General features: G+C 63.6%; 24 protein-coding genes. 8 read left to right on the forward strand and 16 right to left on the reverse strand.

Annotation, left to right across the window (positions count from 1 at the left end; all coding sequences use genetic code 11):
- Window positions 1-2 precede the first annotated feature (2 nt).
- Window positions 3-1,184: an MFS transporter gene (locus AC07PE_RS08580; protein WP_498763177.1), complete on the forward strand. Its 1,182-nt coding sequence runs from the start codon at window positions 3-5 to the stop codon at window positions 1,182-1,184.
- A gap of 24 nt (window positions 1,185-1,208) precedes the next feature.
- Here the strand turns inward: AC07PE_RS08580 and AC07PE_RS08585 are convergent, their stop codons facing one another.
- Complete coding sequence (locus tag AC07PE_RS08585) at window positions 1,209-1,538, reverse strand: alpha/beta fold hydrolase (protein WP_498763179.1); 330 nt, start codon at window positions 1,536-1,538, stop codon at window positions 1,209-1,211.
- 3 nt (window positions 1,539-1,541) lie between these two features.
- Between AC07PE_RS08585 and AC07PE_RS08590 the strand changes: the two genes are divergently transcribed.
- A complete protein-coding gene (locus tag AC07PE_RS08590; protein WP_498764743.1) occupies window positions 1,542-1,943 on the forward strand; it encodes an EAL domain-containing protein in 402 nt (133 codons plus the stop codon).
- Between the two features lie 139 nt (window positions 1,944-2,082).
- On the opposite strand, the gene AC07PE_RS08595 is transcribed toward AC07PE_RS08590, so the two are convergent.
- From AC07PE_RS08595 to AC07PE_RS08615, 5 genes are all read right to left on the reverse strand, one after another.
- Window positions 2,083-2,679, reverse strand: a complete 597-nt coding sequence (locus tag AC07PE_RS08595) for a TadE/TadG family type IV pilus assembly protein (protein WP_498763181.1) — start codon at window positions 2,677-2,679, stop codon at window positions 2,083-2,085.
- A complete protein-coding gene (locus AC07PE_RS08600; protein WP_498763183.1) occupies window positions 2,666-3,148 on the reverse strand; it encodes a TadE/TadG family type IV pilus assembly protein in 483 nt (160 codons plus the stop codon). Before AC07PE_RS08600 ends, AC07PE_RS08595 begins: the two co-directional genes overlap by 14 nt.
- Complete coding sequence (locus AC07PE_RS08605) at window positions 3,145-4,731, reverse strand: TadE/TadG family type IV pilus assembly protein (protein WP_498763186.1); 1,587 nt, start codon at window positions 4,729-4,731, stop codon at window positions 3,145-3,147. The genes AC07PE_RS08600 and AC07PE_RS08605 overlap by 4 nt, the downstream gene beginning before the upstream one ends.
- Before the next feature lie 31 nt (window positions 4,732-4,762).
- The gene (locus AC07PE_RS08610; RefSeq protein ID WP_498763188.1) at window positions 4,763-5,380 is read right to left on the reverse strand and encodes a hypothetical protein; all 618 of its coding nucleotides are present in this window, start codon (window positions 5,378-5,380) and stop codon (window positions 4,763-4,765) included.
- 266 nt (window positions 5,381-5,646) lie between these two features.
- A complete protein-coding gene (locus AC07PE_RS08615) occupies window positions 5,647-6,618 on the reverse strand; it encodes an AraC family transcriptional regulator (RefSeq protein ID WP_498763190.1) in 972 nt (323 codons plus the stop codon).
- A 113-nt stretch (window positions 6,619-6,731) separates the two neighbouring features.
- On the opposite strand from AC07PE_RS08615, the gene AC07PE_RS08620 reads away from it, so the two are divergent.
- On the forward strand, window positions 6,732-7,565 hold the full coding sequence (locus tag AC07PE_RS08620; protein WP_498763193.1) for an oxidoreductase: 834 nt from the start codon (window positions 6,732-6,734) through the stop codon (window positions 7,563-7,565).
- A 55-nt stretch (window positions 7,566-7,620) separates the two neighbouring features.
- Here AC07PE_RS08620 and AC07PE_RS08625 read toward each other — a convergent pair whose 3' ends face one another.
- The 6 genes from AC07PE_RS08625 to AC07PE_RS08650 form a co-directional block, all read right to left on the reverse strand.
- Entirely contained in the window at window positions 7,621-7,944 is a 324-nt protein-coding gene (locus AC07PE_RS08625; protein WP_498763195.1) for an EthD family reductase, read from the reverse strand.
- A 52-nt stretch (window positions 7,945-7,996) separates the two neighbouring features.
- A complete protein-coding gene (locus AC07PE_RS08630; RefSeq protein ID WP_498763197.1) occupies window positions 7,997-9,451 on the reverse strand; it encodes an MFS transporter in 1,455 nt (484 codons plus the stop codon).
- A 51-nt stretch (window positions 9,452-9,502) separates the two neighbouring features.
- Window positions 9,503-10,099 carry a TetR/AcrR family transcriptional regulator gene (locus AC07PE_RS08635; RefSeq protein WP_498763199.1) on the reverse strand — a complete coding sequence of 199 codons (597 nt, stop codon included), beginning with the start codon at window positions 10,097-10,099 and terminating at the stop codon, window positions 9,503-9,505.
- Between the two features lie 159 nt (window positions 10,100-10,258).
- Window positions 10,259-10,843, reverse strand: coding sequence for a TetR/AcrR family transcriptional regulator (locus AC07PE_RS08640; RefSeq protein ID WP_498763201.1), 585 nt, complete (start codon window positions 10,841-10,843; stop codon window positions 10,259-10,261).
- A gap of 9 nt (window positions 10,844-10,852) precedes the next feature.
- Complete coding sequence (locus AC07PE_RS08645; protein WP_498763203.1) at window positions 10,853-11,365, reverse strand: hypothetical protein; 513 nt, start codon at window positions 11,363-11,365, stop codon at window positions 10,853-10,855.
- A 114-nt stretch (window positions 11,366-11,479) separates the two neighbouring features.
- Entirely contained in the window at window positions 11,480-11,914 is a 435-nt protein-coding gene (locus tag AC07PE_RS08650; RefSeq protein WP_498763205.1) for a MarR family winged helix-turn-helix transcriptional regulator, read from the reverse strand.
- Window positions 11,915-12,254: 340 nt separating this feature from the next.
- Here AC07PE_RS08650 and AC07PE_RS08655 point away from each other — a divergent pair, with 340 nt between their 5' ends.
- Window positions 12,255-15,425 (forward strand): di-heme oxidoredictase family protein, encoded by a 3,171-nt coding sequence (locus tag AC07PE_RS08655; protein ID WP_498763207.1) that lies wholly within the window; start codon window positions 12,255-12,257, stop codon window positions 15,423-15,425.
- Between the two features lie 242 nt (window positions 15,426-15,667).
- Here AC07PE_RS08655 and AC07PE_RS08660 read toward each other — a convergent pair whose 3' ends face one another.
- A complete protein-coding gene (locus AC07PE_RS08660) occupies window positions 15,668-15,895 on the reverse strand; it encodes a hypothetical protein (RefSeq protein ID WP_498763209.1) in 228 nt (75 codons plus the stop codon).
- 113 nt (window positions 15,896-16,008) lie between these two features.
- On the opposite strand from AC07PE_RS08660, the gene AC07PE_RS08665 reads away from it, so the two are divergent.
- Both AC07PE_RS08665 and AC07PE_RS08670 read left to right on the forward strand, forming a co-directional pair.
- Entirely contained in the window at window positions 16,009-19,122 is a 3,114-nt protein-coding gene (locus AC07PE_RS08665; protein ID WP_498763211.1) for an Ig-like domain-containing protein, read from the forward strand.
- Between the two features lie 15 nt (window positions 19,123-19,137).
- A complete protein-coding gene (locus AC07PE_RS08670; RefSeq protein WP_498763213.1) occupies window positions 19,138-19,758 on the forward strand; it encodes an NF038129 family PEP-CTERM protein in 621 nt (206 codons plus the stop codon).
- A gap of 20 nt (window positions 19,759-19,778) precedes the next feature.
- Here AC07PE_RS08670 and AC07PE_RS08675 read toward each other — a convergent pair whose 3' ends face one another.
- From AC07PE_RS08675 to AC07PE_RS08685, 3 genes are read right to left on the reverse strand one after another with little or no spacing between them, the layout of a single operon-like run.
- On the reverse strand, window positions 19,779-21,173 hold the full coding sequence (locus AC07PE_RS08675) for a YncE family protein (protein ID WP_498763215.1): 1,395 nt from the start codon (window positions 21,171-21,173) through the stop codon (window positions 19,779-19,781).
- Window positions 21,170-21,565: a DUF305 domain-containing protein gene (locus AC07PE_RS08680; RefSeq protein WP_498763217.1), complete on the reverse strand. Its 396-nt coding sequence runs from the start codon at window positions 21,563-21,565 to the stop codon at window positions 21,170-21,172. The genes AC07PE_RS08675 and AC07PE_RS08680 overlap by 4 nt, the downstream gene beginning before the upstream one ends.
- A gap of 3 nt (window positions 21,566-21,568) precedes the next feature.
- A complete protein-coding gene (locus AC07PE_RS08685; RefSeq protein WP_498763219.1) occupies window positions 21,569-21,787 on the reverse strand; it encodes a hypothetical protein in 219 nt (72 codons plus the stop codon).
- A 153-nt stretch (window positions 21,788-21,940) separates the two neighbouring features.
- Here AC07PE_RS08685 and AC07PE_RS08690 point away from each other — a divergent pair, with 153 nt between their 5' ends.
- Together AC07PE_RS08690 and AC07PE_RS08695 are read left to right on the forward strand one after the other, a co-directional pair.
- Complete coding sequence (locus AC07PE_RS08690) at window positions 21,941-22,612, forward strand: heavy metal response regulator transcription factor (RefSeq protein WP_498763221.1); 672 nt, start codon at window positions 21,941-21,943, stop codon at window positions 22,610-22,612.
- Window positions 22,612-24,036, forward strand: coding sequence for a heavy metal sensor histidine kinase (locus AC07PE_RS08695; protein ID WP_498763223.1), 1,425 nt, complete (start codon window positions 22,612-22,614; stop codon window positions 24,034-24,036). The genes AC07PE_RS08690 and AC07PE_RS08695 overlap by 1 nt, the downstream gene beginning before the upstream one ends.
- Window positions 24,037-24,076: the final 40 nt, after the last annotated feature.

The raw sequence follows: 24,076 nt of genomic DNA on the forward strand, positions 1-24,076 counted from the left end.
CCATGCCGCTCCCCATCCTCGCCCTGGCCTTCGCCACCTTCGCCATCGGCACGACCGAATTCGTCATCATGGGCATCCTCCCGGATCTCGCACGGGCACTTTCCGTGTCGATTCCTTCAGCAGGCTTGCTCGTCAGCGGCTATGCGCTGGGCGTGGCCGTAGGCGCACCTGTGCTCGCAGTGCTGACTAGCCGCATGCCGCGCAAACTCGCGCTGCTTCTCTTGATGAACATCTTCATCCTTGGGAATGTGTTTTGTGCGCTCGCTCCCGATTATCCGGCCCTGATGATCGCGCGCGTCGTCACATCGTTTGCACATGGGTCCTTTTTTGGCATCGGTTCTGTCGTAGCCGCCTCATTGGTGGCGCAGGACAAGCGGGCAAGTGCCATCGCCTTGATGTTCACAGGTCTGGCGCTTGCCAACGTGCTCGGCGTTCCGTTCGGGACTTTCATCGGTCAAACGCTCGGCTGGCGCGCCACCTTCTGGACTGTCACGGCCCTTGGGGTGTTTGCCGCCGCGGCCGTGGTTGTGCTGGTGCCCTCCAGCGAGGACAGCGGTGCGCTGAACCTGAGGAACGAACTCGGCGTGCTTGCCAAAGCACAGGTCTGGCTTGCTCTGGCGATGACTGTACTCGGCTTCGGTGGCGTATTCGTCGTGTTCACCTATATCGCGCCGATTCTCGAGGAGGCAAGCGGCTTTGCGCCCTCGTCGGTCACTCTGCTGCTTGTCCTGTTCGGCGTCGGTCTTGTGATCGGCAACGGTGCGGGCGGTCGGCTTGCGGATCGCAAGGGCGTACACAGCTTGCTGGGCTTGTTTGCTGCCCTAATCCTGATCATGGCAATATTTACGCACACCATGCATTCGCCAGTGCCTGCAGCAGTGACGCTTTTTGTTTGGGGAATCGCTGCTTTTGCCACCGTTCCGGGTTTGCAGATGTACGTCATGCATCATGCGCAAAGCGCGCCGAATTTGGCGTCCACCTTGAACATTGGCGCTTTCAATATTGGAAACGCCTTGGGTGCCTGGCTTGGCGGAGTGGCATTGTCACGACATGTTCGTCTGGACGGCTTACCCTGGCTAGCTGCCATGATGACGCTCGCCGCGATCGGTGTGACCTCCGTTGCGATGCGTCTCGATAGCCCTCAAGCTAAGCAGGTTCAGCCTGCACAATCCGTGGTCGAGTAACAGCGATTGGCCCGTGCCGTGTCTTCAGTTTGTACCGAGGAAAGACTGCATGGCTTTTACCGTCTCGGCGGGCGCCTCTTCCATCAGCCAGTGACCGGCCCCCGGCACCACCACTTCAGTGACCGTGCCGGCGGCGTTGCGCATGACGGCTGCCTGGTTCGCGCCGAAGGACTTTTCGCCTTCGATGGCAAGAACCGGCATCGTGAGTTTGGTCTTGACGAATTCCGCATTGTCTTCGGTGTCTCGACGGATTGATTCGTGAAGGCCAAAACGGCCTGCAAAGCCGTCTAGACGGGGGAGATCACCGAAGGCGCTGTCGTCTCCAACCTCACGGATGCGCTCGACAAGCTGCACGAGATCAGGTCCCTCGGCGTCGAGCTTGCCGTGGATGACTTCGGCACCGCTTACTCGTCGCTGTCTTACCTGAAACAGATGCCGGTCGACCGCCTGAAGATCGACCAGAGCTTCGTGCGTGAGATCCCGGACAGCGCCGACGATTGCGCCATCGTGCGCGCGATCTTGGCGATGAAGGGTGCCAGGAGGTTCAGGGGTATCTGTTGTCGCCGGCGGTCAACCCCGACCACTTCATTGCACGTTTCCTCGGTGCGGGGCGGGTGCCGCAGCCGGTCCATTCCTAAGTGGCCTCGAGGTGCTTGGGCGGGGAAGAGCGCCAGCTTTCGCGAGCCCTGCAGTTTCACTATCCGCGTTTCCGTGCTTCCTTTCTGCACCTTCAAAACACCCACATCTCCTTCAGTCTGAAGGGGCCCGCGGTTACGGTATCTTTGATTACCTTGCCCTACTGTGGCCGCTGTCTGGGTCGTTGCTCGGATCTCCGCGCCGCCGTTGAGGCTCGCCTCAAGGCGATCACGAATCCAATCGGATTGATCCAAGTGCTCCATCATGGACAAGGACATGGTAAAGCGCCAGGTACATAGCCAAGGGATTCGGCCGTAGCGATTGTCGTCGCCTTGTGCAATGTCGTGGATATGTTGAGGAACGGAATAAGCATTTCCGACCTCACCGCCGTGCAAGCACCTGCCGTATCCGGCTCGCAGACTTCGGCCTGAACGAAACGAATGCAGTTGTTAGCACTGGGGTTTTTCATGCAGACCTCCCTGTTCTTCGCCGCGCTTACCGGCCAGTCCGACTCCGGGATGACCACAAGGGTGTAGTTCAGATAACTGAGGCGGACGTAGTTGTCGGTAATAGGAGCGGCAAAAGGGAGTTCGCCAGGAGAGTCACGGAAAACCGCAGACTGCTTCACTTTCGCGATGCGAGCCGTGTCGTTTGGATATACATGAACGGCAGCAGCGGCAGCACGTCGGGTCACTTCCTGCAATGTATTGTAGATATACAGCAAGCGCGCGACTTCGATTATTCCGAACACGAGAGTGAAGAAAAGTGACGCCAGCAGCACAAATTCGATAGCCGCCGTGCCGCTTTGCGAAATGGAAGGGCGGCGCAGTTCGCTCCGCGGAAGGTCAGTTGCCCACATAGTTCAGCGTTACCGAAGCGTTGATTGAGATCTGGCCCCAGGTTTCGACATTGAAAATGGGATCGGCCATAAAGAATCCCATTTCTACGGTGACTGTTCTCGGCAACGATCCGATTGGAATCGTGCGACCGCAGCGCGCGCCGCCATTGCAGTACGCCTGTGGAGAAATCATTTCACCGCCCGGCGCGAGCTCCGCAACTTCCCTTGTTGCGATTTCGACGGCGCGACTCACAGCAGCGTCGGCCAGCGTTGTCGATAACATCTCAGCCTTGGGAACAGATGCGAGATAGCGTGCAGCGTCCTGTACAGCTTTCTGCGCTGCCGTGTAATGCCAAAGGCAGCGGGCATAGAAGATCGGTAATGCGAGAAAGATGATCAGGATCGGCAGCAGCACACCAGCTTCGATTGCTGCGGAGCCGCGCTCGCGAGTGCGAGGTCTGAAGGCCGATCGAGGGAGTCGCATTTTCATGGATAGAGCCTTACTTCACCGGTCAGTGATTTTTCTGTGACCAATCCGCTGAATTCAGCAATCAGGCTGTCTTGCGTCGCGGGGACGGTCATGAAAAACTTCGCGATCGCAAGTACGGTCGCCTGCACATTGGTGCCGGAGGGTGCTGCGGGAGAACAGGAAAGCAGAGGAATATTCAATACTCGGCGCTGGCGCATGGCCACGGTACCGGAAGCGACCGTCGGTGCCAGATAGAACCCGTTGGCAGTCGTCGTGGCTTGATACGGCGTGTTTGGGATGCCTGGATAATTGCTTTGCTTTGTCGGGCCCGATTTGTAGAGAGTTGGCCAGACGCTGGCATCAAAAGTGGTAAAGCCGCCAGCTGGCTCGGCACTATCGATCGGGGACGGCGCCCTGACAGCTCTGGTGTTAGCCCAGAGCGGGCCATAGTCGCCATTCGATGTAGGTGGCGTCGGATAATCGTCAGGGAGATCGGCGACTGTTTCGAGTTTGTTGCGCGCCGTCGTTGTCAGCGCAGCAGGCTTGCCTGTAGCTGGATTCATCCACTTCACGCCATTCGCCTGATCGTAGGCGTAGTCTTTAATATTTGCATCGGGTGGTGAGACGCTGGGCTCGCACGAGCCGTTGGTATACGTGTTGAATCGTGAGTTGAGAGGAGTGTGCTGAGACGCGAGCGGCGATGCCGAAGGCAGTGGCGAGACACGGATGTCGCCTCCGCTCAGCCGAGGCACCCACATTGTTCCGTTGCACATGAACGGGCCGAGAATGGAGGCATTGAATGTCGAGCCGCTCGTTCCTGGAGCTGCAGCCGGGTTGATCGCGAAACGGACAGGAGTAGTGCCGTTCGGATTGAGTTGCATGAGGTCGTAGCTCACACCGCGGCGAAAGCCGTACTGCACCAGTTCTGAAAGGGTCGTACCATCACTCGCAGTTGCCGTACGCTCCGTTGCGCTGTCGGTGGACATTGCACAGATTCCGATAGGAGTCACATTGATTGAGGTTCTACCCGCCACTGCACTGTCTCGAAGCTGAATAGTGGCAAGACTGCTGGCAAGAACTCGGATGAAGTAGGTTTCAACGGTCGTGATCGCTGTGTCAAGACCGTCCGTATCCACTTTTGCAAAGTAGAGACCCGAAGCCGCCGCGTCGGACCCGGGGCCGAGTGAGGATGCAGGGACCCAAGTGTCGGAACGTGAAGGCGATGCCCCGAAGCTGAGAGCGTCATCGCGCCAGACGAAACTGCTGCCGTTGCCAAAATACTGATATTTGAGAGTATCTGCCGTCTGCTGCGCCGCTGCCTTTGCCGCGACAACGCCGGCTGCCGTACCGTTAAGTTCATGTGCGGCGGCCAGCGCCACTTCCTTGGCCATCCCTTGCAGGTCAACCTTTCGGTTGTACAGCAGGCCCATGTCGATCGCCAGACCACAAAAGCCGATAATCAAAATCAGCAAAGGCCCGAACATGACCGCAAACGCCCCATCCTGACGGTCTCCCAAAAAAATGCGCTTGTTGCGCGGCGTCTTCCAGCCAACGGGATTTTGTGTGGGGGCAGTCTTGCACCTTGATGGCCTGCGTTTGCTCATCTTTTCACACCCGCGCATGTTGAGTTCAACATCAATCTGGAAGTAATTGCGACTCGGAAGCACTGGACATGCTTCTCACGCTGCGCCGGTTGCGCCACAATCTTTCTGCTCTAACGAGCAGCACGAAGCAGGTGCAAGTCCAGAAAATCCAGCAGGCAATGGCGAGAAACATGGGGTCGATTGAATGGCGTCCAATGAAAAGTGCCAGCCCGATCCCAGCCAACATCATTGTGGCCGCCGCAAAAAAGTGGTTCCGGCAAAAAGGGAGGCGCGACCATGGAATAACGCTCAGAGGGACAACCAGTGCGGCGAAAAGGAGAGTCGCGCCGATCAGTATGAAAAGACCGATGAGGCCGCCTATCGCACATAGGAACAATGCATACCAAGTCCCCGAGCCGGAGATACGCCTGCGTTTATACGGCCTGAGGCCGTCATTATCGAAAGGTCCTCGCTGGAAACGCGAAAAATGTTTTACGGAGAGAAAAACAAGAATCGAGCCCGGCACTGCTGCCAGCACTTGCCCGCGTCCGCTCACGTGCATCAGTAATAACCAGGTCTCCAGAAGGGCCCACCCGCTTAGCGAAAAGACGAGCGCAATGAATGAGCTGCTCAGAAGAGAATCTGCACGCCGGGCAGAGTTCAGGTTCATGGAATCCCCACTGAATTTGGTGGGCGTCACGATATTCCGGGTGGGAACTGACGCAAGCAAGCGGTCAAGGGACAGTCTGGGTTACACAGCGACTTGCTGCAATTAAACTTTCCAAAAATCTTGATCGGTGTCACAGCAGTTGTTGCATGCCGTCGTGACGGCTGTGCCTACGCGTGACTGAACTTGGATTCATGTCACAGGTGCAACCGCAACGAGGTTCTAGTCGGCAGCTTGTCCGCAAACGGAAGCCGCCGCAGAAGCATGCATCAGTGAGAGGACACGAAAGCCGCGTTCGCGTGCGCCGGCGGCACCGCGAATTCAGCCTTCATGCGCCTGACTTCCTCGACCGGACTGCGTCCGAACAGGCGCTTGAACTCGCGGCTGAACTGGGTCGGGCTGCCGTAGCCCACCGCATGGCTGGCCGCGGCCGCGGTCATCCCGTTCCTGACCATCAGCAGGCGTGCCTGGTGCAGCCGTGTCGATTTCAGGTATTGCACCGGCGAGGTCCGGGTGACGCTGCGGAAGTGGCTGTGGAAGCTGGGCACGCTCATGCCGGACTCCTTCGCCAGTTCCTCGACCGCGAGGCCCGAGGCATAGGACTGGTGGATGCGGCGGATGGCACGCGCGATCTTGCCGAAGCGTCCCCGCATCGACAGCGCCGCGCGCATGGCGCCGCCCTGGGCCCCTGTCAGCACATGAAAATAGATCTCGCGGACCAGCGCGGGCCCCAGCACGGCAGCCTGCAGCGGATCGCCCATCGCCTCGAGAAAGCGCAGCACCGACTCGGCCATCCTGCGATCCATCGGGGTCGACATCATCCCTGCGGGCGTGGTTTCGTCGATGCCGCCGTTCTGGGCCAGCTGGAGCATGAGGTCGGCCGCCAGCTCGAAGTCGAGGTGCATGTAGATGGCCAGCAGCGGTTCCTCGGCGCTGGCGTCGGTCTCCATCGTGAATGGCACCGGAACCGACACGGCCAGGTAGTGCTGGTCGTCATAGACGTAGACCTGGTCGCCGAAATAGCCGCGCTTGCGGCCCTGGCACACGATCACGATGCCCGGGTCGTAGAGCACCGGGGTGGCCTTCAGCGGCCGGTTCGAGCGCAGGAAGCGCACGTCAGGCAGCCGGCTGAGGTTATAGCCTTCCTCGGGCGCGAGGCTGGCCAGCAGGCTGACCATCCTGTGCCGCAGCATGGCACGGCAGGCGGAGTCGGCGTTCGCGGCGGTGCTGTCGTAATTCATCGGATTGGGCAAGGATCAAAGACTGGCAGCGGTTTTCTACGGCCTGTTCCCATCCTATCATTCAAGCCTCGAATGCAGGATGTCATTTCAATCGTAAGTGAAGGAGAATTCCCATGACAGGAAAAAAACGTCTGCTCATCACGGGCGTCAGCAGCGGTTTCGGGCGTGCGCTGGCGCAGGAAGCACTGGCGCAGGGCCACGAGGTGATCGGCACCGTGCGCAACGCGCAGGCGGTCCAGGATTTCGAGATCCTGGCGCCGGGGAGGGCGATAGCGCGTATCCTCGACGTGACGGACCATGCCGCCATCGAAGCTGTCGTCGGCGGGTTCGAGGAAAGCGTGGGGCCGATCGACGTCCTCGTCAACAATGCGGGCTACGGGCACGAAGGCGTCCTGGAAGAGTCCCCGCTGGAGGACATGCGGCGACAGTTCGACGTCAACGTGTTCGGCGCGGTTGCCATGATCAAGGCCGTGCTGCCTTATATGCGCGCGCGTCGGCGCGGCCATATCCTGAACATCACCTCGATGGGTGGCTATATCACCATGCCCGGCATCGGCTACTACTGCGGCAGCAAATTCGCATTGGAGGGAATCTCGGAGACGCTGGCAAAGGAAGTGCAGCCCTTCGGCATTGCCGTCACCGCGGTGGCGCCGGGTTCGTTCCGCACCGACTGGGCAGGGCGCTCCATGCAGCGCACGCCGCGTTCGATCGCAGATTACGACACACTGTTCGACCCCATCCGCAAGGCGCGCGAGGAGAAGAGCGGCAAACAGCTGGGCGATCCGGTCAAGGCCGCACGGGCCATGCTCGCCGCGATCGAAGCCGGAGAGCCGCCGGTGCATCTCCTGCTCGGCAGCGACGCGCTGGCGCTGGTGCGCGGCAAGCTGTCCGCGATGGCGGACGAGCTGGATCGATGGGAACAGCTGACGGTGTCGACGGACGGTTGAACCCGGAGCCGGCCCGCGCCGGCGCCGCGGGCCGGGGTCCCGGTCTTGCCGGCTGTTAGATCGAGACCGCCTGTGCGCGCACGCGCATAGGCGTGAGCTGGGTGTAGCGCGCCACGTCCGCCATCACTGCCTCCGTTTCCGGCGAATTGAATGCGGCTTGGGCCGCGGCTTCGTCGCGGAACACGCTCTCGCAAATGGCGATCGTACCTTCCTCCTTCAGCGCAGGGTAAAAGGCCTTGATGCTGAGAAGGCCGTACTTCCCCCAGGCGTCCATGCACAGCGGCAGGTGCGTGTTGGTGTAGTAATCGCGGTCGAAGTGAGCGTCGGGCGTGCCCTGGTAATAGACGTAGAAGCTAACTTGCTTGTCGTTTGCACTCATTTGGTGTGACTCCTTTGTGGCGCATGCGGGCGCCGTTGAAAAAAACGGTGGATCAAGCGCCGGACACCCGGCCTTGGGTGGAAGCGGCGGCGGCGCGGCGGGCGAGCGTCATGCCCAGCACCACGCCGGCGCCGAGGCAGACGGCAATGCACAGGGCGGCGACGACGAAGGCGTGCGAGATCGCCGCCGGGTCATGCCGATCGCCGAGGACGGTGTAGAAGATCCCGCCGATCAGGGCCACGCTGAGCGCGGTGCTCACCTGCAGGGTCGAGCTGGCGATGCCGGCGATCATGCCGGAATAGGCGGGCGCCACGCGGCCGGTGATCATTTTCATCAGGGTCGGCAGGGCGAGTCCTTGTCCGAAGCCGATCGCGAACAGCAGCACGGCAAACGGGGGCGATGCCGGCGCGGCGCCGTCCGGGGTCGCGGAGATCAGCCATGCCAGGCCGAGGAAGCCGGCGGTTTCCAGTGCCATGCCGAGCGGATTGACCCAGTCGCCGTAGTGCCGGCGGAAATAAGGCGTGGACAGAGGTCCCAGCAGGAAGCCGGCGCCGAAGGGCAGGAAGACCAGGCCGGCATCCAGGGCGCTGACGTGCAGGGCGTTCTGCAGATAGCTTGATAACAGCAGGAAGAAGGAACCGATCGAATAGAAGGATAGGGCGATGAAGAGGGCGCGGCCCAGTCCCGGCGCGCGCAGTGCCGCGGGGTTGAGCAGCGGCGCCCCGCCGGCCTGCGCGAGCCGGCCCTCAAAGCGCCAGAAGAAGCGGGCCAGCAGGGGCGCCGCGGCCAGCGACAGCCAGGACCACCAGGGCCACCCGGCCTCGCGGCCTTCGATCAGCGGCACGATCACCAGTGCCAGCGTCAGCATCGACAAGACCATGCCGCCCGGATCCAGCTTGCCCGCGCCTTGCTCGCCGGTCCGCTTCAACAGAGGGATGCCGAACACGATCACCAGCAGAGCTACCGGCAGGTTGACCAGGAAGACCGCGCGCCATCCCATGCCGAACGGATTCAGCGCGATCAGGATGCCGCCCAGCGCCTGCCCGATGACCGAGGCCAGGCCGAACACCGCGCCGTACAGGCCGAGGGCCCGCGGCTTTTCGGACTCCGGGAAGATGGCCTGGATGGAGGCGAGCGCCTGCGGCGCCATGACCGCGGCGGTGATGCCCTGCAGGGTGCGCCCGGCGATGAGGGCCCAGGGCGACCAGGCGACACCGCACAGCACCGAGGCGGCGGTAAAGCCGACCAGGCCGAGGAAGAACACCCTGCTGCGGCCGTACAGGTCACCCAGGCGCCCGCCGGTAATCAGGGTCACCGCATACAGCGCGGCATACGAGGAAATGACCATCTGCTCGGCCGAGGACGAGGTGCCCAGGTCGCCCTGGATGGAGGGAAGGGCCACGTTGACGATGAAGAAGTCGAGCGGCGGCAGGAAGGCGCCGACCAGCAGGACGGCGAACATCGCCCAGCGGCGCGGCTCGGGCGGAGCGGGATCAGTTTGTGACATGCAACCTCCTTAGGGAACCGTTCGGTTCCAAATTGAGCAAAAAAATTTGAATCAGTCGAGAACGCGGAGGGTGTTCTCCACCATCGCGACCATGTCCGCTTCGGCGACGCCGGTTTTCCCCAGCACGCGCATGCCCTGGATCTGGCAGACCAGGAAGCGCGCCAGGGCCTGCGCATCGCGTTCGGGGAACTCGCCGCCGGCCTGGCCGCGGACGATGGCGGCGGCATACAGTTGTTGCAGGCGCGCGAACATGGCACGCGCCCGTTCCGCGATCTCGGGGTCGTGCGCGGCCTGTTCCGTCGCCATGGAAACGACCAGGCAGCCACGCCGCCCGGCCTCGTCGGAGGATTGGGCCGCATGGCGCAGCAGCGAACTGCGGATTGCCGCCCTGGCGGAACCCGGTTGCGACAGCTGCTCCGCGGTCCGTGTCAAGCCGTCGGCCGTGTAGCGGTCGAGGGCGGCCAGCAGCAGGCTCTTCTTGTCGCCGAAGGCCTTGTACAGGCTGCCGCGCGACAGACCGGTTCCCGCGATCAGGTCGGGCAGGGACGCGCCTTCGTAGCCGTGGTCCCAGAACACTTCCATCGCGTCGCGTGCAGCGTCGTCCAGCGCGAATTCGCGCGGCCGGCCAAGCCCGGCATGGTCTCCCATCGCTAACCCTCCCAGTGGTTCGATCAATATGTGGACCGATCGGTTCCGATATTAGCACCGCCCGGGGGATCAATGCAAGCTTGAATCCCCGCATATCACTCGTAGCCGCGGTCTTCCCAGTATCGATGCTCGCTCAGTAGCGGCCGCTGCCGTCGACCCTCAGCCTTTGGCTGCCAGGCGCGTCAGTTGCGGGTCCATGATGACGCCGAAAATCGCGGTGTCGCCATAGGCCCTTGCCGACAGCATCGCGCCGTGAACGGTCGCCATGAAGGCTTCCGCCTCGATGCGCGGCGCGTCGGTCAGCTTGATGACGCCTTGCGCGGCCCCTTGTTCGAAGACCGAGGTGAGCCACCCGGAGAGGAAGCGGAAATAGGCGCGGACTTCCAGCGCGACTTCTTGCGGCAGCACCGGCAGCTCGTTGGCCAGCAGCGCGCAGATGCAGAAGGGTGCGCTGGCGTCGCCGATGCAGGATTTCCAATAGCCGATGTAGGCGCGCAGCTGGTCGAGCGGTCCAGGAATCGCGCGTACGAGATTCTCGATGCCTGTTTCCGCCTCATTGCGATAGCCTGCGACCAGAGCCCTGACCAGCTCGGCCTTGCTCGGGAAGTGGTGGTGGATGCTCGGTTTGCGTATGCCGACCACGTCGGCGATGTCCGCATAACTGAACCCGTTGTAGCCGCCGCTGACGATCAGCGAGCGGGCGCTGGCGAGGATGTCCTCGGCGGTGGAAGATGTCTTGTTCATGGCTTGATCCTACCTTTCGGTAGGTTGGTTGTCAAATGCCGCGCGACGGCGCAGCTGCAGCAGCTGGTAGGCGGTGCCGATCAGGAACAGCGCGAACACGCAGGCGAGGGCAAGCTTCACTGGCGGCGAATCCGGACCGTGGCCGATCGGATGGCCCACGGGCAAGCGGCTCAGTGTTTCATTGGTTCCCGGAACCAGCAGGAGCATGAAGCTGAAAGACATGAGGGCGACCTGGATGTAGGCGCCCGCGCGCCGGAGAAAGGCGATGCGCGGCGCCAGGGTGGCGGCCAGCATGACGAGCAGGGTGAGAAGGCCGAGCGCATGCCCCGGGTTGAAATGGCCGGTGCTGGACAGGCCGAAGCTGGTCACCACCGATACCAGCATGCCGGCCCAATACACTTTGCCGGCGCTGCTACGTGGATCGATTTTTCCGTGGCGGGCAAATGCGAAAACGCCGGCGGCCACAGGGATCAGGCTCAGCACGGTGTGCAGGATGCCGAGAGAGGAAAGCGGATGTGCCATGGCAGAACTCCTTTTAAAAAATGTATACCTACTAGTTGGTCGGATCAATGAATCAAAAAAATGCCATCCGTGGATGGCGGGAGCGGCCGGCCGCCTCGCGCCGGCCCGCCCAGTTCAGTCTTGGGGAAGCAGCTTCCTTACCTTGTTCAAGGTGGCTTTCAGTTCCTTGAAATCGACGTCCCCACAAGGCGTCGATGCTGCCGCAAGCTTGCCTGCGACGCTGGACGCGGGCAGGGCCAGCGCCCGTCCCGCTTCGGTCAGGCTCACCAGCACCTGGCGTTCGTCTTGCTGCGAGCGGCGCCGTTCGACAAAGCCGCGCTGCTCCAGGCGCTTGAGGAGCGGCGTCAGCGTGGTTGGATCGAGGCCCAGCCGGCCACTGATCTCCGATACGGGCAGTCCATCACGTTCCCACAAGGCCATCATCACGAGGTATTGCGGATACGTCAGGCCCAGTTCTTCGAGCGGCGCGCGATAGGCGCGGGTGAACGCCAGGTTCAGCGCGTAGACCGCGAAGCAGAGGTGATCGTCGAGGCGTGGCGCCTGTTTCATGGCGGAGATTTTCTTGGTTGGCCGTTTGATGGTGTAACGTTAGATGGTGTACCGGGTATTGTCAAGCGTATTTTGCGTGGCCTGCCAAGCACACACGAGCTGCACTTGATGTATCTACCAACTAGAAGGTATGCTGTTCGCAGTAGAGCGGCAGCCGAGTTCGGTAGTGTTTTTTCGCCAAGAAAGTAGGCAGATATTTAACGACCGTTTTCATCTTTGTAAATACCAAAGAACGCTTGTTCTTGATTTATTGACAGTAACTGCAGCCATCGGTAAGGTTTCCAAAGTTGCCGTACGGCAACCATAATCGACCACGCTTGATCAGCGGAGAGGACATTCCATGACATCGACACAAGGGCATCGCGCCTTGCTGCTCGCGATAGCGCTGGCGCTATCCGGCTGCGGCGCCGACAATGCCGGGCAGCCAGGGCAGGGCGCCCAATCCGGCGCGCGCTTCCTGGCCAGCAGCTCGGCCTCGCTCGAGACGGCGCTGACGCCGGTTTCGGCGCAGGCCAGCGCCTCCGAGCGCGGCGACCTCGGTCCCCAGGCTGCCATCGACCACGACGGCGCCACGCGCTGGAGCAGCGCCTTCAACGACGACCAGTGGCTGACACTGGACTTCGGCAGCCCGCAAGCCATCAACCGGGTCCGCATCGACTGGGAAAACGCGCACGCGGCCAGCTATGCGCTGCAGGTCTCGGACGACAACAGCAACTGGACCACGGTCAAGACCGTCGACAACAGCCAGGGCGGCACCGAGGACTGGAGCAATCTGGGCGCCCAGGGCCGCTACCTGCGCGTACAGGGCATCAAGCGCTCGGGCCAGTACGGCTACTCGATCTTCGAGATCCAGGCCTTTTCCGGGACGCCGGCCGCCACCGAACCGCCGCCGCCGCCACCGCCGGTGGATGTCAGCAAGCCGGGCGTGGCGGTCAAGCCGGTGGAGGCCACCTCGTCGGCGGTCGAGAACGGCGGCCTGGCGGCGAAGATGGCGATCGACGGCAACCCCGCCACGCGCTGGGCCAGCACCGCCGAAGACGGCGCCTGGATCCAGTTCGACTTCGGCCAGCCGACCGCGCTCGGCTACCTCAAGCTGGTCTGGGAGAACGCCTATGGCAAGGCCTACGACCTGCTGGCGTCCAGCGACGGCAAGAACTGGAACCTGGTGCGCAGCGTGAGCAATGGCCGCGGCGGCACCGAGGAATTCTTCAACCTCGGCGTGCAGGCCCGCTACCTGCGCCTGCAAGGCGTGGCGCGCGCCACCAACTACGGCTACTCGCTGTTCGAAGCAGAGTTCAAGTCGCCGGGCAGCGACAACACCCTGCTTGCCGCCACGACCTCGGCGCCGGCCTTCCCGGACAGCGGCAGCGGCATGCAGCCGCTGCCGGCCGCGGACCAGCCGATCGAGACGCTCCAGTTCACGCTGCCCGACGGCACCCTGGTGACCCGCTTCGGCGCGCGCGGCCTGGCGCGCCACGGCCGCGAGCGCGGCGAGGAGTGGAACGAGATCGGCTACGGTCCCAACGAGACCATCGACCCCGCCACCGGCCTGCCGCTGGATAAAGGCCCCGGCAACTACCTCACCTTCGTGCCACAGTACTTCAAGAACCGCACCTGGGGCGTGGAGATCATCGACAACAGCCGCGTGGCCGGCGTGACCAAGCCCAGCCTGATCGTCAACCAGTACACCACGGTCGATTTCCTGTCTGGCGGCGTCGCCTTCTTCCGCGCCTTCGACCGTCCCGGCGTCACCGGCTACGGCTGGATGGCGCCGGGTGAGCTGGTCGACCGCAATGTCCCGGTCTGCAAGCCGGTCGCCTATCCGAACGGGCCGAGACTCAGCAGCGCGAACGGCATCAACGGCGCCTGCACGCTGCTGATCAAGGACTATCCGGGCCACGACGGCATCGGCGCCGACGGCTTCCCGAACAAGGTCTATGTGCCGGGCCGCGCGCTGGCGCAAGGCGACGTGATCGAAGTCTCGCCCTCGATGTTCTCGACCACCGAGTCGATGCAGGCCAACGGCGACAACGGCGGCATCCGCTACTACTCCTACGAATGGGCCTATGTGGTCGGCAAGGGATTGCGCCCTTGGTATGGCGTGCAGCCGCGCCTGAACACGCTGCCGCTGCCTGACGAGACCCTGTCGGGCGGCCTCGGTTCGGTGTCCTACAACTACTCCGACAATGCCTTGTTCATGTTCCAGCAACCGCACACCCATGCCGGCATGCGCAACATGCAGCGCTTCGTCGAAGGCCGGCGCCTGGTCCACAGCAACTTCACGACCGGCGCCCACAACGAGCCGGGCAACGACGTCAACCAGGCGGTGGCAGGCCTGCAGGGCCAGCGCTTCAACCAGTCCGCCTGTATCGCCTGCCACGTCAACAACGGCCGCAGCCCGGCGCCGGGCGCGATCGGCCAGCGCCTCGACAGCATGTCTGTGCGCACCGCGGCGCTCGATGCCGGCGGCCGCCAGCTCGCCCATCCGACCTACGGCATGGCAGTACAGATGAATGCCGTCTCCAGCAGCGGCGCGCCGCAGAACTGGGGCACGGGGGTGCGCGTGGCCGGCTTCGATGCGCAGACAGTGACGCTGGCCGACGGCAGTACGGTCGAGCTGCGCAAGCCGAAGCTGGCCTTCGAAGGACCGGTGCCGGACGCCTGGTCGCTGCGCGCGGCCCAGCCCATGATCGGCGTCGGCCTGCTGGAAGCGGTGCCGGAAGCGGACATCCTGGCGCGTGTGCGCTCGACCCCGGACCTTGATGGCGTCAAGGGCATCGCCAACTTCGTCTTCGATCCGGAGTCGGGCGCGGTGCGCCTGGGACGCTTCGGCTGGAAGGCCGCCAAGGCCACGCTGCGCCAGCAGGCCGCCGCCGCGCTGATGACCGACATGGCCGTGGCCTCGCCGGTCTACCCGAACCGCAGCTGCCACTTCGACCCGGCCGGCTGCGCCAAGGCCGGCGCCCAGCGCGGCATTGCGGAGGGTGACCTGCAGCTGATCTCGCACTACCTGTCCCTGCTGGCGGTGCCGGCCCAGCGCAGCCTGGAAAGCGGCTTCCCGAAAGGCGTGGCGCCGCTCGACGAGCACCGCGTCGTGCCGCAGCAGGTCGCGGCCGGCGCCAAACTGTTCACCGATATGCGCTGCGCTGCCTGCCACACGGTGGAGATGAAGACCGGCCCGGGCCACCTGTTCGCCGAACTGCGCAACCAGACCATCCGCCCCTACAGCGACCTGCTGCTGCATGACATGGGCGCCGGCCTGGCCGACAAGTATGCCGAGGGCCGCGCCAGCGGCAGCCTGTGGCGCACCGCGCCGCTGTGGGGCATCGGCTATACCGAGAAGGTGATGGGCAAGGAAGGGCAGGTCGGCTATCTGCATGACGGCCGGGCGCGCAACCTGAGCGAAGCCATCCTGTGGCACGACGGCGAGGGGCTGCGCGCACGCCAGCGCTTCGCCAACGCAAGCAAGACCGACCGGGAAGCGCTGCTGGCTTTCCTGCGTTCCTTGTAACAGGCGCGACGGGAGTAAGGCCGCTCGCACGGCGGGCGGCCTTGCCGGTTTTCCCGGCCCCAGCCGAAGCGCTCGGCATCCGCGCACTTTTCGTGGCGACTTCCTGTCGCCGCGCGCATCTGCCGCCGCATCGCACCTGTTCCCTTCTCGGCACTGCAATTAGTCCACTTGGACTAAGCAGTGGTCATGATCTCGTCTTTTTTGCTAGGTAATATGCAACGCTCGAAAAGCAATTCCTGTTGTCAATTTTTCATGGTCTTTTCGCAGGCGATCATGGCACTCAAGGTATTGGACGTGACAATTTTGCAACGTGCATTATTTCCTTTTGACACCAAATTATCTAGAGGATTTTGTTTTGTACAGGGAAGCAAGGCAGGTTTGTCGCGGCTTCCCCGCTGTTCTTGAAAAATTTGCATTTGCTTTTGTGCATTTGTTAATGCATATTGCACGACGGGCGCATCAGTTTCCACACGTATACTAAGAAGAGGCTCAGGTTATGAACGGAAAGAATCGGGTTGGCAAGCAAGGTTTGCCTCGTCGCGCACTGCTCGCGATGGCATTGGCGGCAATCAATTTCGGCGCCATGGCGCAACATCTGGAAGAAGATCATCGCGAATTCGAAGCCACGCTGTACGCACCGTACGCGGGCGACACCCAAGGCAGCCGCAGCTTCACCCTGAATTTTTCCTATCCCTTCGTTGAAAGCGCCCAAGACGTTTTCTGGCGCCTCGAACTGCTCGACGCGCGCGGCAACGTCATCCAGCGCTGGCAGGGCATCGAACGCCTGAGCGGCGCACCGCTGAAGGTCAATATCGACTGGGCCGCGCGCGGCGCCGATCCGAGCCTGGCCGATGGCGTCTACACCGTGCGCATGGTCGCCACGGCCAAGCCGACGACCGACGAGGGCCCCGACACCAGCGCCGAGGGGATCGACACCGTCCTCGCGGAAGCCGAAGACGCCGAAGAACAGAAATGGGAGATCGTCGTCGGCGCGCCATCGACGGCCGCCATGCCCAGCGCCTCGACGCTCGCCGCGCCACAGCCCACGACCAGCACGTCGACGCGCCTGCGCACCACCGCGGCCTTTGCCGTGGCCAGCACGCAGCCGGCCTACACGGTCTACTTCGGCAACCTGCACAGCCAGACCAACCACAGCGACGGCGGCGGCAACCTGGCCAGCTGCTCGGGCGCCCAGAATCCCCAGACCGGCACCGCCGGCGGTCCGGCCGAGGCCTACGCCTATGCGAAGAACAAGGGCCTGGACTTCCTGATGGCTTCCGAGCATAACCACATGTACGACGGCTCCGACGGCACCAACACCGGCGCCGACGCCGCCAAGGCGCGCGCGCTGTACCAGTCGGGCCTGAAGGCGGCCGCCGATTTCAATGCCGCCAACCCGACCTTCCTCGGCATCTATGGCCTGGAGTGGGGCGTCATCAATAACGGCGGCCACATGAACATCTTCAACGTGCCGGAACTGCTGGAATGGGAATACAACAGCAGCGGACAGCTGATCGGCGACACGTTCACGGCCAAGGGCGACTACGCCGGCCTGTACACGCTGATGGCCCAGCGCGGCTGGGTCGGCCAGTTCAACCACCCGTCCAGCAGCGGCCAGTTCATCGTCAATGGCAAGGCGCTCGGCTACACGGCCGACGGCGACACCGCGATGGCCCTGTGCGAAGTGCTCAACACCTCGGCTTTCTCGGTCAACACGACGGAAACGGAAACGGGCCGCAGCAGCTACGAAGGCGCCTGCCAGAAGGCGCTCGAGGCGGGCTTCCACATTGCCTTCACGACCGACCAGGACAACCACTGCGCAAACTGGGGCGCGTCCTACACCAACCGTACCGGTGTCCTGATCCCGACCGGCACCCCCTTCACCAACGCCAGCTTTATCGAGGCCCTCAAGGCGCGCCGCGTGTTCGCGACCATGGACAAGACCTCGCAACTGATCCTCACCAGCAAGGGCAACGGTGTGACGGTGGGCGAGACGCACATGATGGGCGAGCGCATCACCAACTACGGCTCGCTTGCCTTGACCGCGAACTATTCGAACAGCACCGGCAAGTCGGCCTCGACGGTGACTTTCTATGAAGGCGTGCCGGGCCGTAATGGCACCGTCACCGTGCTGGGAACGGGCGCATCGCAGGCCTTCACCCCGACACTCGGCGAGCATTTCTACTACGCCAAAGTGACCCAGAACGACGGTAACGTCCTGTGGTCGGCACCGATCTGGGTGACCCAGGTGGCCGGCGGCGACGATCTGGTTCCCCCGACTGTCAGCGCCGGTGTCAGCGGCAGCAGCGGCAACATCAAGCTGTCGGCCAACGCCACCGACGACAAAGGCGTGACCGTGGTCGAGTTCTACGTCGACGGCAACCTGATCGCGAGCACCGGCGTGGCCCCCTATGCCGCCACGCTCGATTCGACCAAACTGTCGAACGGCAGCCACAGCCTGGTGGCCTGGGCTTACGACGCGTCGAATAATATCGGCAAGTCGGCCCCGGTCAGCTTCACGACCAGCAATACGATCATCGATACGGTCGCGCCTAGCGTCTCCGCCAGCGTCACGGGTAGCGCGGGCCGCATTGCCCTCAACGCCACGGCCACCGACAACGTCGGCGTGACCAAGGTCGAGTTCTATGTCGACGGCAGCCTGGCCGGTTCCAGCACGGCGGCGCCGTACACGCTGGCATACGACTCCACCTTGCTGACCAAAGGCAGCCACAGTCTGGTGACCAAGGCCTACGACGCGTCCAATAACGTCGGCACCTCCAGCGCTTTTGCGTTCACGGTCGACAATACGGCGGGAACGCCTGCGCCCCAGGCTCCCCATCTGGTGATCAGCCAGATCTATGGCGCCGGCGGTAACGCCAACGCGGCGCTGAAGAACGATTACATCGAACTTTTCAACCCGACCTCGGCGCCGATTTCCCTGAGCGGCCTGAGTGTGCAATATGCCTCGACGGCAGGCACTTCGTGGAGCAACACCACGGCGCTGCCGGCGAAGACACTGCAGCCTGGACAATATTTCCTGATCGCGGAGTTTTCGGGCGGCGCCAACGGGTCGGCACTCCCTGCCGCGGATGCGACCGGCACGATCAATATGTCCGGGACGGCCGGCAAAGTGGCCCTGGTCAAGGGCACGGCCGTACTGCCCGCGTCGGCGACGCCAACGACCACGAACGTGATCGACTGGGTGGCGTTCGGCAGTGGATCGACGCCTGCCGAAGGTGGCACGCCGACCGCAACGCTGGCGCCGACGACGGCCGCCTTCCGCACCAATGAATGCGTCGATACCAATAACAACGGTGCCGATTTCACGGTCAAGCCTGTGTCGCCACGCAACATGTTGACCCCGATCCATAGCTGCATCACCAATGTCACCACCAGCTTCGGCGTCACCAGCGTGGGTCCGGTCTATAACCGTACGACCCAGAAGTTCAGCGTGACCTATACCTTGACCAACAAGTCGGCGGCAAGCATCAGCGGTCCGATCAACCTTGAGTTCACCGGCCTGACGACGGGCGTCTCGGTCGACGCCGCCTCGGGCACCCACAACGGTGCGCCGTACGTCACCTTGCCGAATGCCTCCTTCGCTGCGGGCCAGACCGCAACGATCACGGTGATCTTCTCCAACCCAAGCAAAGGCCCGATCGGCTACACCGCTGTCATCTACGCCGGCACTCTCTAAGTCTAAGGAAAACACATGTTCAACATTCAAAAATATCTGCGTCATGTCGTACTGGCCCTGGGCCTGACTGCGGCGAGCCTGACGGCCGGCGCCACCGTGCTGCCGACTTACAAGATCGGCGCCGCGAATACCGCCACCTCGGATATCGCCGCCATCGACCTGGTGTTCAGCAGCATCACCGGCGCCGCCCCCGTGACGGCCTACCTGTCTCACTTTACCGGGACCCCGCTTGTCGAGCTCGACCGTCAGGGCGCGGTCAGCGACACGGCAGGCGTTTTTTCGATCGGCAACCCCGGCAGCTACAACGATCTGTACCTCGAGGTCGACGGCCCGTTCGCGTTCAGCCTGAATTTTTCGGAAGCTTTCCTCAGCTCCAACAATGCCTCTGACAACAATGGCTTTTTCTCGATCGTGTTGTACGACTCGTTCGGCAACGTCATCGGCGATCCGACCGGCGCGCTGCAATTCGCGCTGACGAACACGGGCGTCGACTACGCGTCGACCTCGTCGCTGCTGAGCTTGAACCTGGTGCCGGAGCCGACCGACTGGGCGCTGATGCTGACCGGCCTGGCCCTGGTGGTCTACACGACGCGCCGCAAAGGCCGTGCCACGGTGCGCGGGATCGCCGCAGCGTAAGTGGTGGGGGCTCCGCCGCGCTAGTCGGCCACCTCGTTTGCCAGTACGGCGGCGGCCGGATCCGGCGCGGCCGTGCCTTCCATGACCAGTACGCGCTGCGTGGCGGGTGCTGCCGCTGCCGCACCGGCCTGGGCAAAAGTGCGCACCGGGCCGATCATGGTGCCCGCCGCCATGCCCTTGGCGTCGGTGCGCAGCGAGCCGGTAAGCTGGCCGCCGAGGTAGACGCTGTACTCGGTTCCCGGCTTGAGCTTGAACACCGTGACTTCCAGCGCATCGACCACGCCCAGTTGGCGCGCCACCACCAGGCCGCGGCCGGCGCCGCCTGGGGCCTTCAGCGACAGCGGCTGCGAATCCCGGTTCACCCGCTGGACCAGGTTGTCCGCGCTGCCCGGCGCGGCCACATTCGACAGATAGACCAGCGCTTGCGGCGCCTGGCCGCCCGGCATGCGGGCGATCACGCGATTGATGGCCGTGTCGATGACTTCGGCGCCGTCGCCGTTTTCCAGGCCCACGTAGACGCGGCTGCTGTCGTCCGAGGTCCAGATGCCGTGCGGTAGGGCGCCGGTCGGTATGCTGGCGACCGGTTTGGCTTCCTTGCCGGTGGTGTAGACCTTGACCAGGTTTTCGCCGCCGACGCTCACATAGACCAGTACCTTGCCATCCACCCTGGCGAAGGCCAGGTGGTTGGTGATGAAGCCGGTATCGATCACGCCGGTCACCGCCAGGGTATGGGTATCGATGCGGGTTACCTTGCCCACGTCCTTGTGGGTCATCCACACTTCCTTGAAGTCTGGCGTGAACTGCAGGAAGGGCGAGAACGGGCTGAGCACGGGTATGCGCTTGATCACCTTGTGGGCCTTGACGTCGATGACGTCGACTTCGGGCGTGAAGCTCGACACCGCGAACGCCAGCTTCCCATCCGGCAGGAACTGCACCATGCCGGGGCCGACCGCGGTCGGGATGCGGCGCGTTTCCTTGTAGGTGCGCGGGTCGATCACGGAAATATAATCCTCTCCGCGCACCACCACCCAGACTTCCTTGCCGTCCGCCGTGAAGAAGCCTTCGTGCGGCGATCGTCCGACATAGGTCTTGCCCTTGACCTTGTTGGTCGCGGTGTCGATGAAGGCGACGGAATTCGAGCCGTTCGAGATCGCGACCAGGGTCTTGTGGTCGGGCGAAAAACCCAGGCCGTGGACGTTGATCTCGCCGCGGTAGAGCGGCGACAGGACGTCGGGCCGCTGGTTTCCGAGCACGATCTGGCCCAGCAGCCGGTTGCTGGACGGGTCGAACACCGACACCGTGTTGGAATTCTGGTCGGCGGTGTACACGCGGTCGGACGGGGCAGGCAGGGCATGGGCAGCCGGCAGCGTACCGATCAGCCCCGCCAGTGTCAGCAGCCGTGGGATGGTCTTCATTTTTTCTCCTTGTGGTCGGGATGGCGCGCGAGCCAGGCCCGCATCACGTTGATTTCGTTCTGCTGCTCGGCGACGATGCCGAGCGCCAGGTTGCGCAATTCGGGATCCTGCGTATTCAGCAGGACCGCCTTGGCCATGTCGATCGCGCCCTGGTGGTGCGGCAGCATCATGGTCACGAAGTCGTGCCCCGGCTCGCCGTTCATCGGCGCCGCCTGCATGCCGCGGTCCATGACCGCCATCGCATCGTCCATCAGGCGGGCGAACGGGCGGTCGCTGCTGGCGACGAAGACCGCCGGCGCGCCGGCGGCCGGCTGGCCGTGGTGATGGTGCATCTCCTGCGCCTGCGCCCCGGCGGCCAGGCACAGTGCGAATGCGCTCAGGCGTGCTCGCATGGCTCAGCCCTGGCCATCCACCGTGAAGTTCACGGTCTCGCCGTTGACGACGTTGACGTAGCGGGTATCGGCGCCGACGGCGATGTTGCGGTTGCCGTCGGCGTTCACCAGCATGCCGGCGTCGAGCGGCGAGAAGGGACTGGGCAGGGCCTGCGCGCTGCCGGCGGCGAAGCCTGTGGCGGCCAGCAGGGGGAGGATCAGGGCGAGTGAGCGGGCTTTCATGAGGATGTCCTTTCGTGGTTGGGATGGCTGCAGTGTGCGGCCGCCACGCTGACGCCGGCATGACCCGAAGATGACAATTCGATGACAGTCCGCTGACGCACTTGTCATCCTCGGCGGCAGCAAACTCCGGCACAATGGCGGGAGGAGAAGATCATGCGAATTCTGATTGTCGAAGACGAGCCCAAGACGGGCGATTACCTGCACAAGGGCTTGCGCGAGTCCGGCTTCACGGCCGACCTGGCGCGCACCGGACCGGACGGCCTGCACCTGGCGCTCGAGCACGACTACGACCTGCTGGTGCTCGACGTGATGCTGCCGAAAATGGATGGCTGGGCAGTGCTGCAGAAGCTGCGCGAGTTCAAGCAGACGCCGGTGCTGTTCCTGACAGCGCGCGACGAGATCCCGGACCGCGTGCGCGGGCTCGAACTCGGTGCCGACGACTACCTGGTCAAGCCCTTCGCGTTCGCCGAACTGCTGGCCCGCATCCGCACCCTGCTGCGCCGCGCGCCGCTGCGTGAGCCGGAGATCCTGCGCGTCGACGACCTCGAGATCGACCTGCTGCGCCATCGGATCGTGCGCGGCGGCGCGCGCATCGACCTGACCCCGAAGGAGTACGCGCTGCTGCAGCTGCTGGCGCGGCGCCAGGGCGAGGTGCTGTCGCGCTCCCTGATCGCCTCGCAGGTCTGGGACATGAACTTCGACTCGGATACCAACGTGGTCGATGTCGCCATCCGCCGCTTGCGTACCAAGGTGGACGACCCGTATCCGCGCAAGCTGATCCACACCATGCGCGGCATGGGATACGTGATGGAAGCGCGCGACTGATGCGCGCGCCGCTCTCGATTTCCCTGCGTCTTGGACTGTTGTTCGCGGCCATCGCCGCCACGGTGTTCGTGGCGGTGGGGGCCTATCTGTACCAGACCCTGTCGGGCCAGATGGGAAGGCGCGACGATCTCGATCTGCTGAACAAGGCCGTGCTGATACGCCAGCTGCTGCACGAGACGCCGGATGGCGGGACCATGCCGCATGCGCTGCAGGACGTGCTGGGACGGGCCATCGGCCAGGATGGCGTCATGCTGCGTATCGTCGCGCCGTCGGGCGTGGCCCTGCTCGACACCATGTCCGCGGCGCCCGCGATGGCCCGCGGACTGCGCGCGCCGGTCGAACCCGGACGCGAGCCGCAGGCAGACGACATTGCCAGTATCGACGGCGCGACGGGACCGGTGCGGGTGCTCAGCGTGCTGGCCGGCGCGGATGGCGGCATGCTGAAGGTGACGCTGGCGCGCATGCGTTCGGACCGGCTCGCGGTCTTGAAGCGATATGCCTTCGACCTGTTGGCCGCGCTGGCCGTCGGCAGCCTGCTCGCCACGCTGCTGGGATTCGCGGCCGTGAGGCAAGGCTTGCGTCCGCTGTACGGCATGATCGCCAAGGCCAACGACATCAGCGCCCACCGTCTGGACCAGCGCCTCGCCGTCGACGGTGTGCCGGCCGAATTGCGCGAGCTTTGCACGGCCTTCAACGCCATGCTGGACCGGCTGGAGGAGGGCGTGCAGCGCCTGTCCGGCTTCGCCGCCGACCTGGCCCACGACCTGCGCACACCGGTCAACGCGCTGATGATGCAGACGCAGGTGGCCTTATCGCGCGAACGTCCGGTGGACGAGTACCAGGCCCTGCTCGCGTCCAATCTGGAAGAGTACGAGCGGCTGGCGCGCATGATCGAAAACACCCTGTTCCTGGCGCGCGCCGACAATGCCCAGCTGGCGCTGCGCCGCGAAACGCTCGACGTGCGTAAGGAACTTGCGCATATCCAGGACTACTTCGAGATGCTGGCGGAAGACCGGGACGTGGCGCTGACGATGGGGGCTGTCCCGGCCCTCGCGCTGCAGGCGGATCCCGTCCTATTGCGCCGTGCGGTGAACAATCTGGTGTCGAATGCCATCGCCCATACGCCGCCCGGCGGTACGGTTGCCCTGGACGCGTCTGAAGACGAAACCTGGCTTGCGATTACGGTGGCGAACACCGGCGATGGCATTCCCGAGGCCGACCAGGAGCGCCTGTTCGAACGCTACTACCGTGCCGACCCTGCGCGCGCGTCCGGCAGTTCCGCAGGCCTGGGCCTCGCGATTGTCCGGGCCATCATGCAACTGCACGATGGGATCGCGCAGGTAGACAGCCGTAATGGCAAGACGATATTTACGCTAAGCTTCCCACGCCGCGCCTCCACATTCTCCCGGCAGGACAGCGTTTGAGTTCCTGAGATGTGTATACTCGGTATTTTTGTAAGCGCGT

The sequence above is a fragment of the Telluria sp. GW821-FHT07G12 genome, assembly GCF_059418525.1.

Coding starts and splice junctions, on each gene's coding strand:
- AC07PE_RS08610 (WP_498763188.1), bottom strand. CDS start 5,380: ATGAACCTGAACTCTGCCCGGCGTGCAGATTCTCTTCTGAGCAGCTCA.
- AC07PE_RS08690 (WP_498763221.1), top strand. CDS start 21,941: ATGCGAATTCTGATTGTCGAAGACGAGCCCAAGACGGGCGATTACCTG.
- AC07PE_RS08630 (WP_498763197.1), bottom strand. CDS start 9,451: ATGTCACAAACTGATCCCGCTCCGCCCGAGCCGCGCCGCTGGGCGATG.
- AC07PE_RS08615 (WP_498763190.1), bottom strand. CDS start 6,618: ATGAATTACGACAGCACCGCCGCGAACGCCGACTCCGCCTGCCGTGCC.
- AC07PE_RS08635 (WP_498763199.1), bottom strand. CDS start 10,099: ATGGGAGACCATGCCGGGCTTGGCCGGCCGCGCGAATTCGCGCTGGAC.
- AC07PE_RS08670 (WP_498763213.1), top strand. CDS start 19,138: ATGTTCAACATTCAAAAATATCTGCGTCATGTCGTACTGGCCCTGGGC.
- AC07PE_RS08595 (WP_498763181.1), bottom strand. CDS start 2,679: ATGTGGGCAACTGACCTTCCGCGGAGCGAACTGCGCCGCCCTTCCATT.
- AC07PE_RS08680 (WP_498763217.1), bottom strand. CDS start 21,565: ATGCGAGCACGCCTGAGCGCATTCGCACTGTGCCTGGCCGCCGGGGCG.
- AC07PE_RS08685 (WP_498763219.1), bottom strand. CDS start 21,787: ATGAAAGCCCGCTCACTCGCCCTGATCCTCCCCCTGCTGGCCGCCACA.
- AC07PE_RS08625 (WP_498763195.1), bottom strand. CDS start 7,944: ATGAGTGCAAACGACAAGCAAGTTAGCTTCTACGTCTATTACCAGGGC.
- AC07PE_RS08655 (WP_498763207.1), top strand. CDS start 12,255: ATGACATCGACACAAGGGCATCGCGCCTTGCTGCTCGCGATAGCGCTG.
- AC07PE_RS08650 (WP_498763205.1), bottom strand. CDS start 11,914: ATGAAACAGGCGCCACGCCTCGACGATCACCTCTGCTTCGCGGTCTAC.
- AC07PE_RS08695 (WP_498763223.1), top strand. CDS start 22,612: ATGCGCGCGCCGCTCTCGATTTCCCTGCGTCTTGGACTGTTGTTCGCG.
- AC07PE_RS08675 (WP_498763215.1), bottom strand. CDS start 21,173: ATGAAGACCATCCCACGGCTGCTGACACTGGCGGGGCTGATCGGTACG.
- AC07PE_RS08665 (WP_498763211.1), top strand. CDS start 16,009: ATGGCGCAACATCTGGAAGAAGATCATCGCGAATTCGAAGCCACGCTG.
- AC07PE_RS08580 (WP_498763177.1), top strand. CDS start 3: ATGCCGCTCCCCATCCTCGCCCTGGCCTTCGCCACCTTCGCCATCGGC.
- AC07PE_RS08600 (WP_498763183.1), bottom strand. CDS start 3,148: ATGAAAATGCGACTCCCTCGATCGGCCTTCAGACCTCGCACTCGCGAG.
- AC07PE_RS08645 (WP_498763203.1), bottom strand. CDS start 11,365: ATGGCACATCCGCTTTCCTCTCTCGGCATCCTGCACACCGTGCTGAGC.
- AC07PE_RS08605 (WP_498763186.1), bottom strand. CDS start 4,731: ATGAGCAAACGCAGGCCATCAAGGTGCAAGACTGCCCCCACACAAAAT.
- AC07PE_RS08620 (WP_498763193.1), top strand. CDS start 6,732: ATGACAGGAAAAAAACGTCTGCTCATCACGGGCGTCAGCAGCGGTTTC.
- AC07PE_RS08640 (WP_498763201.1), bottom strand. CDS start 10,843: ATGAACAAGACATCTTCCACCGCCGAGGACATCCTCGCCAGCGCCCGC.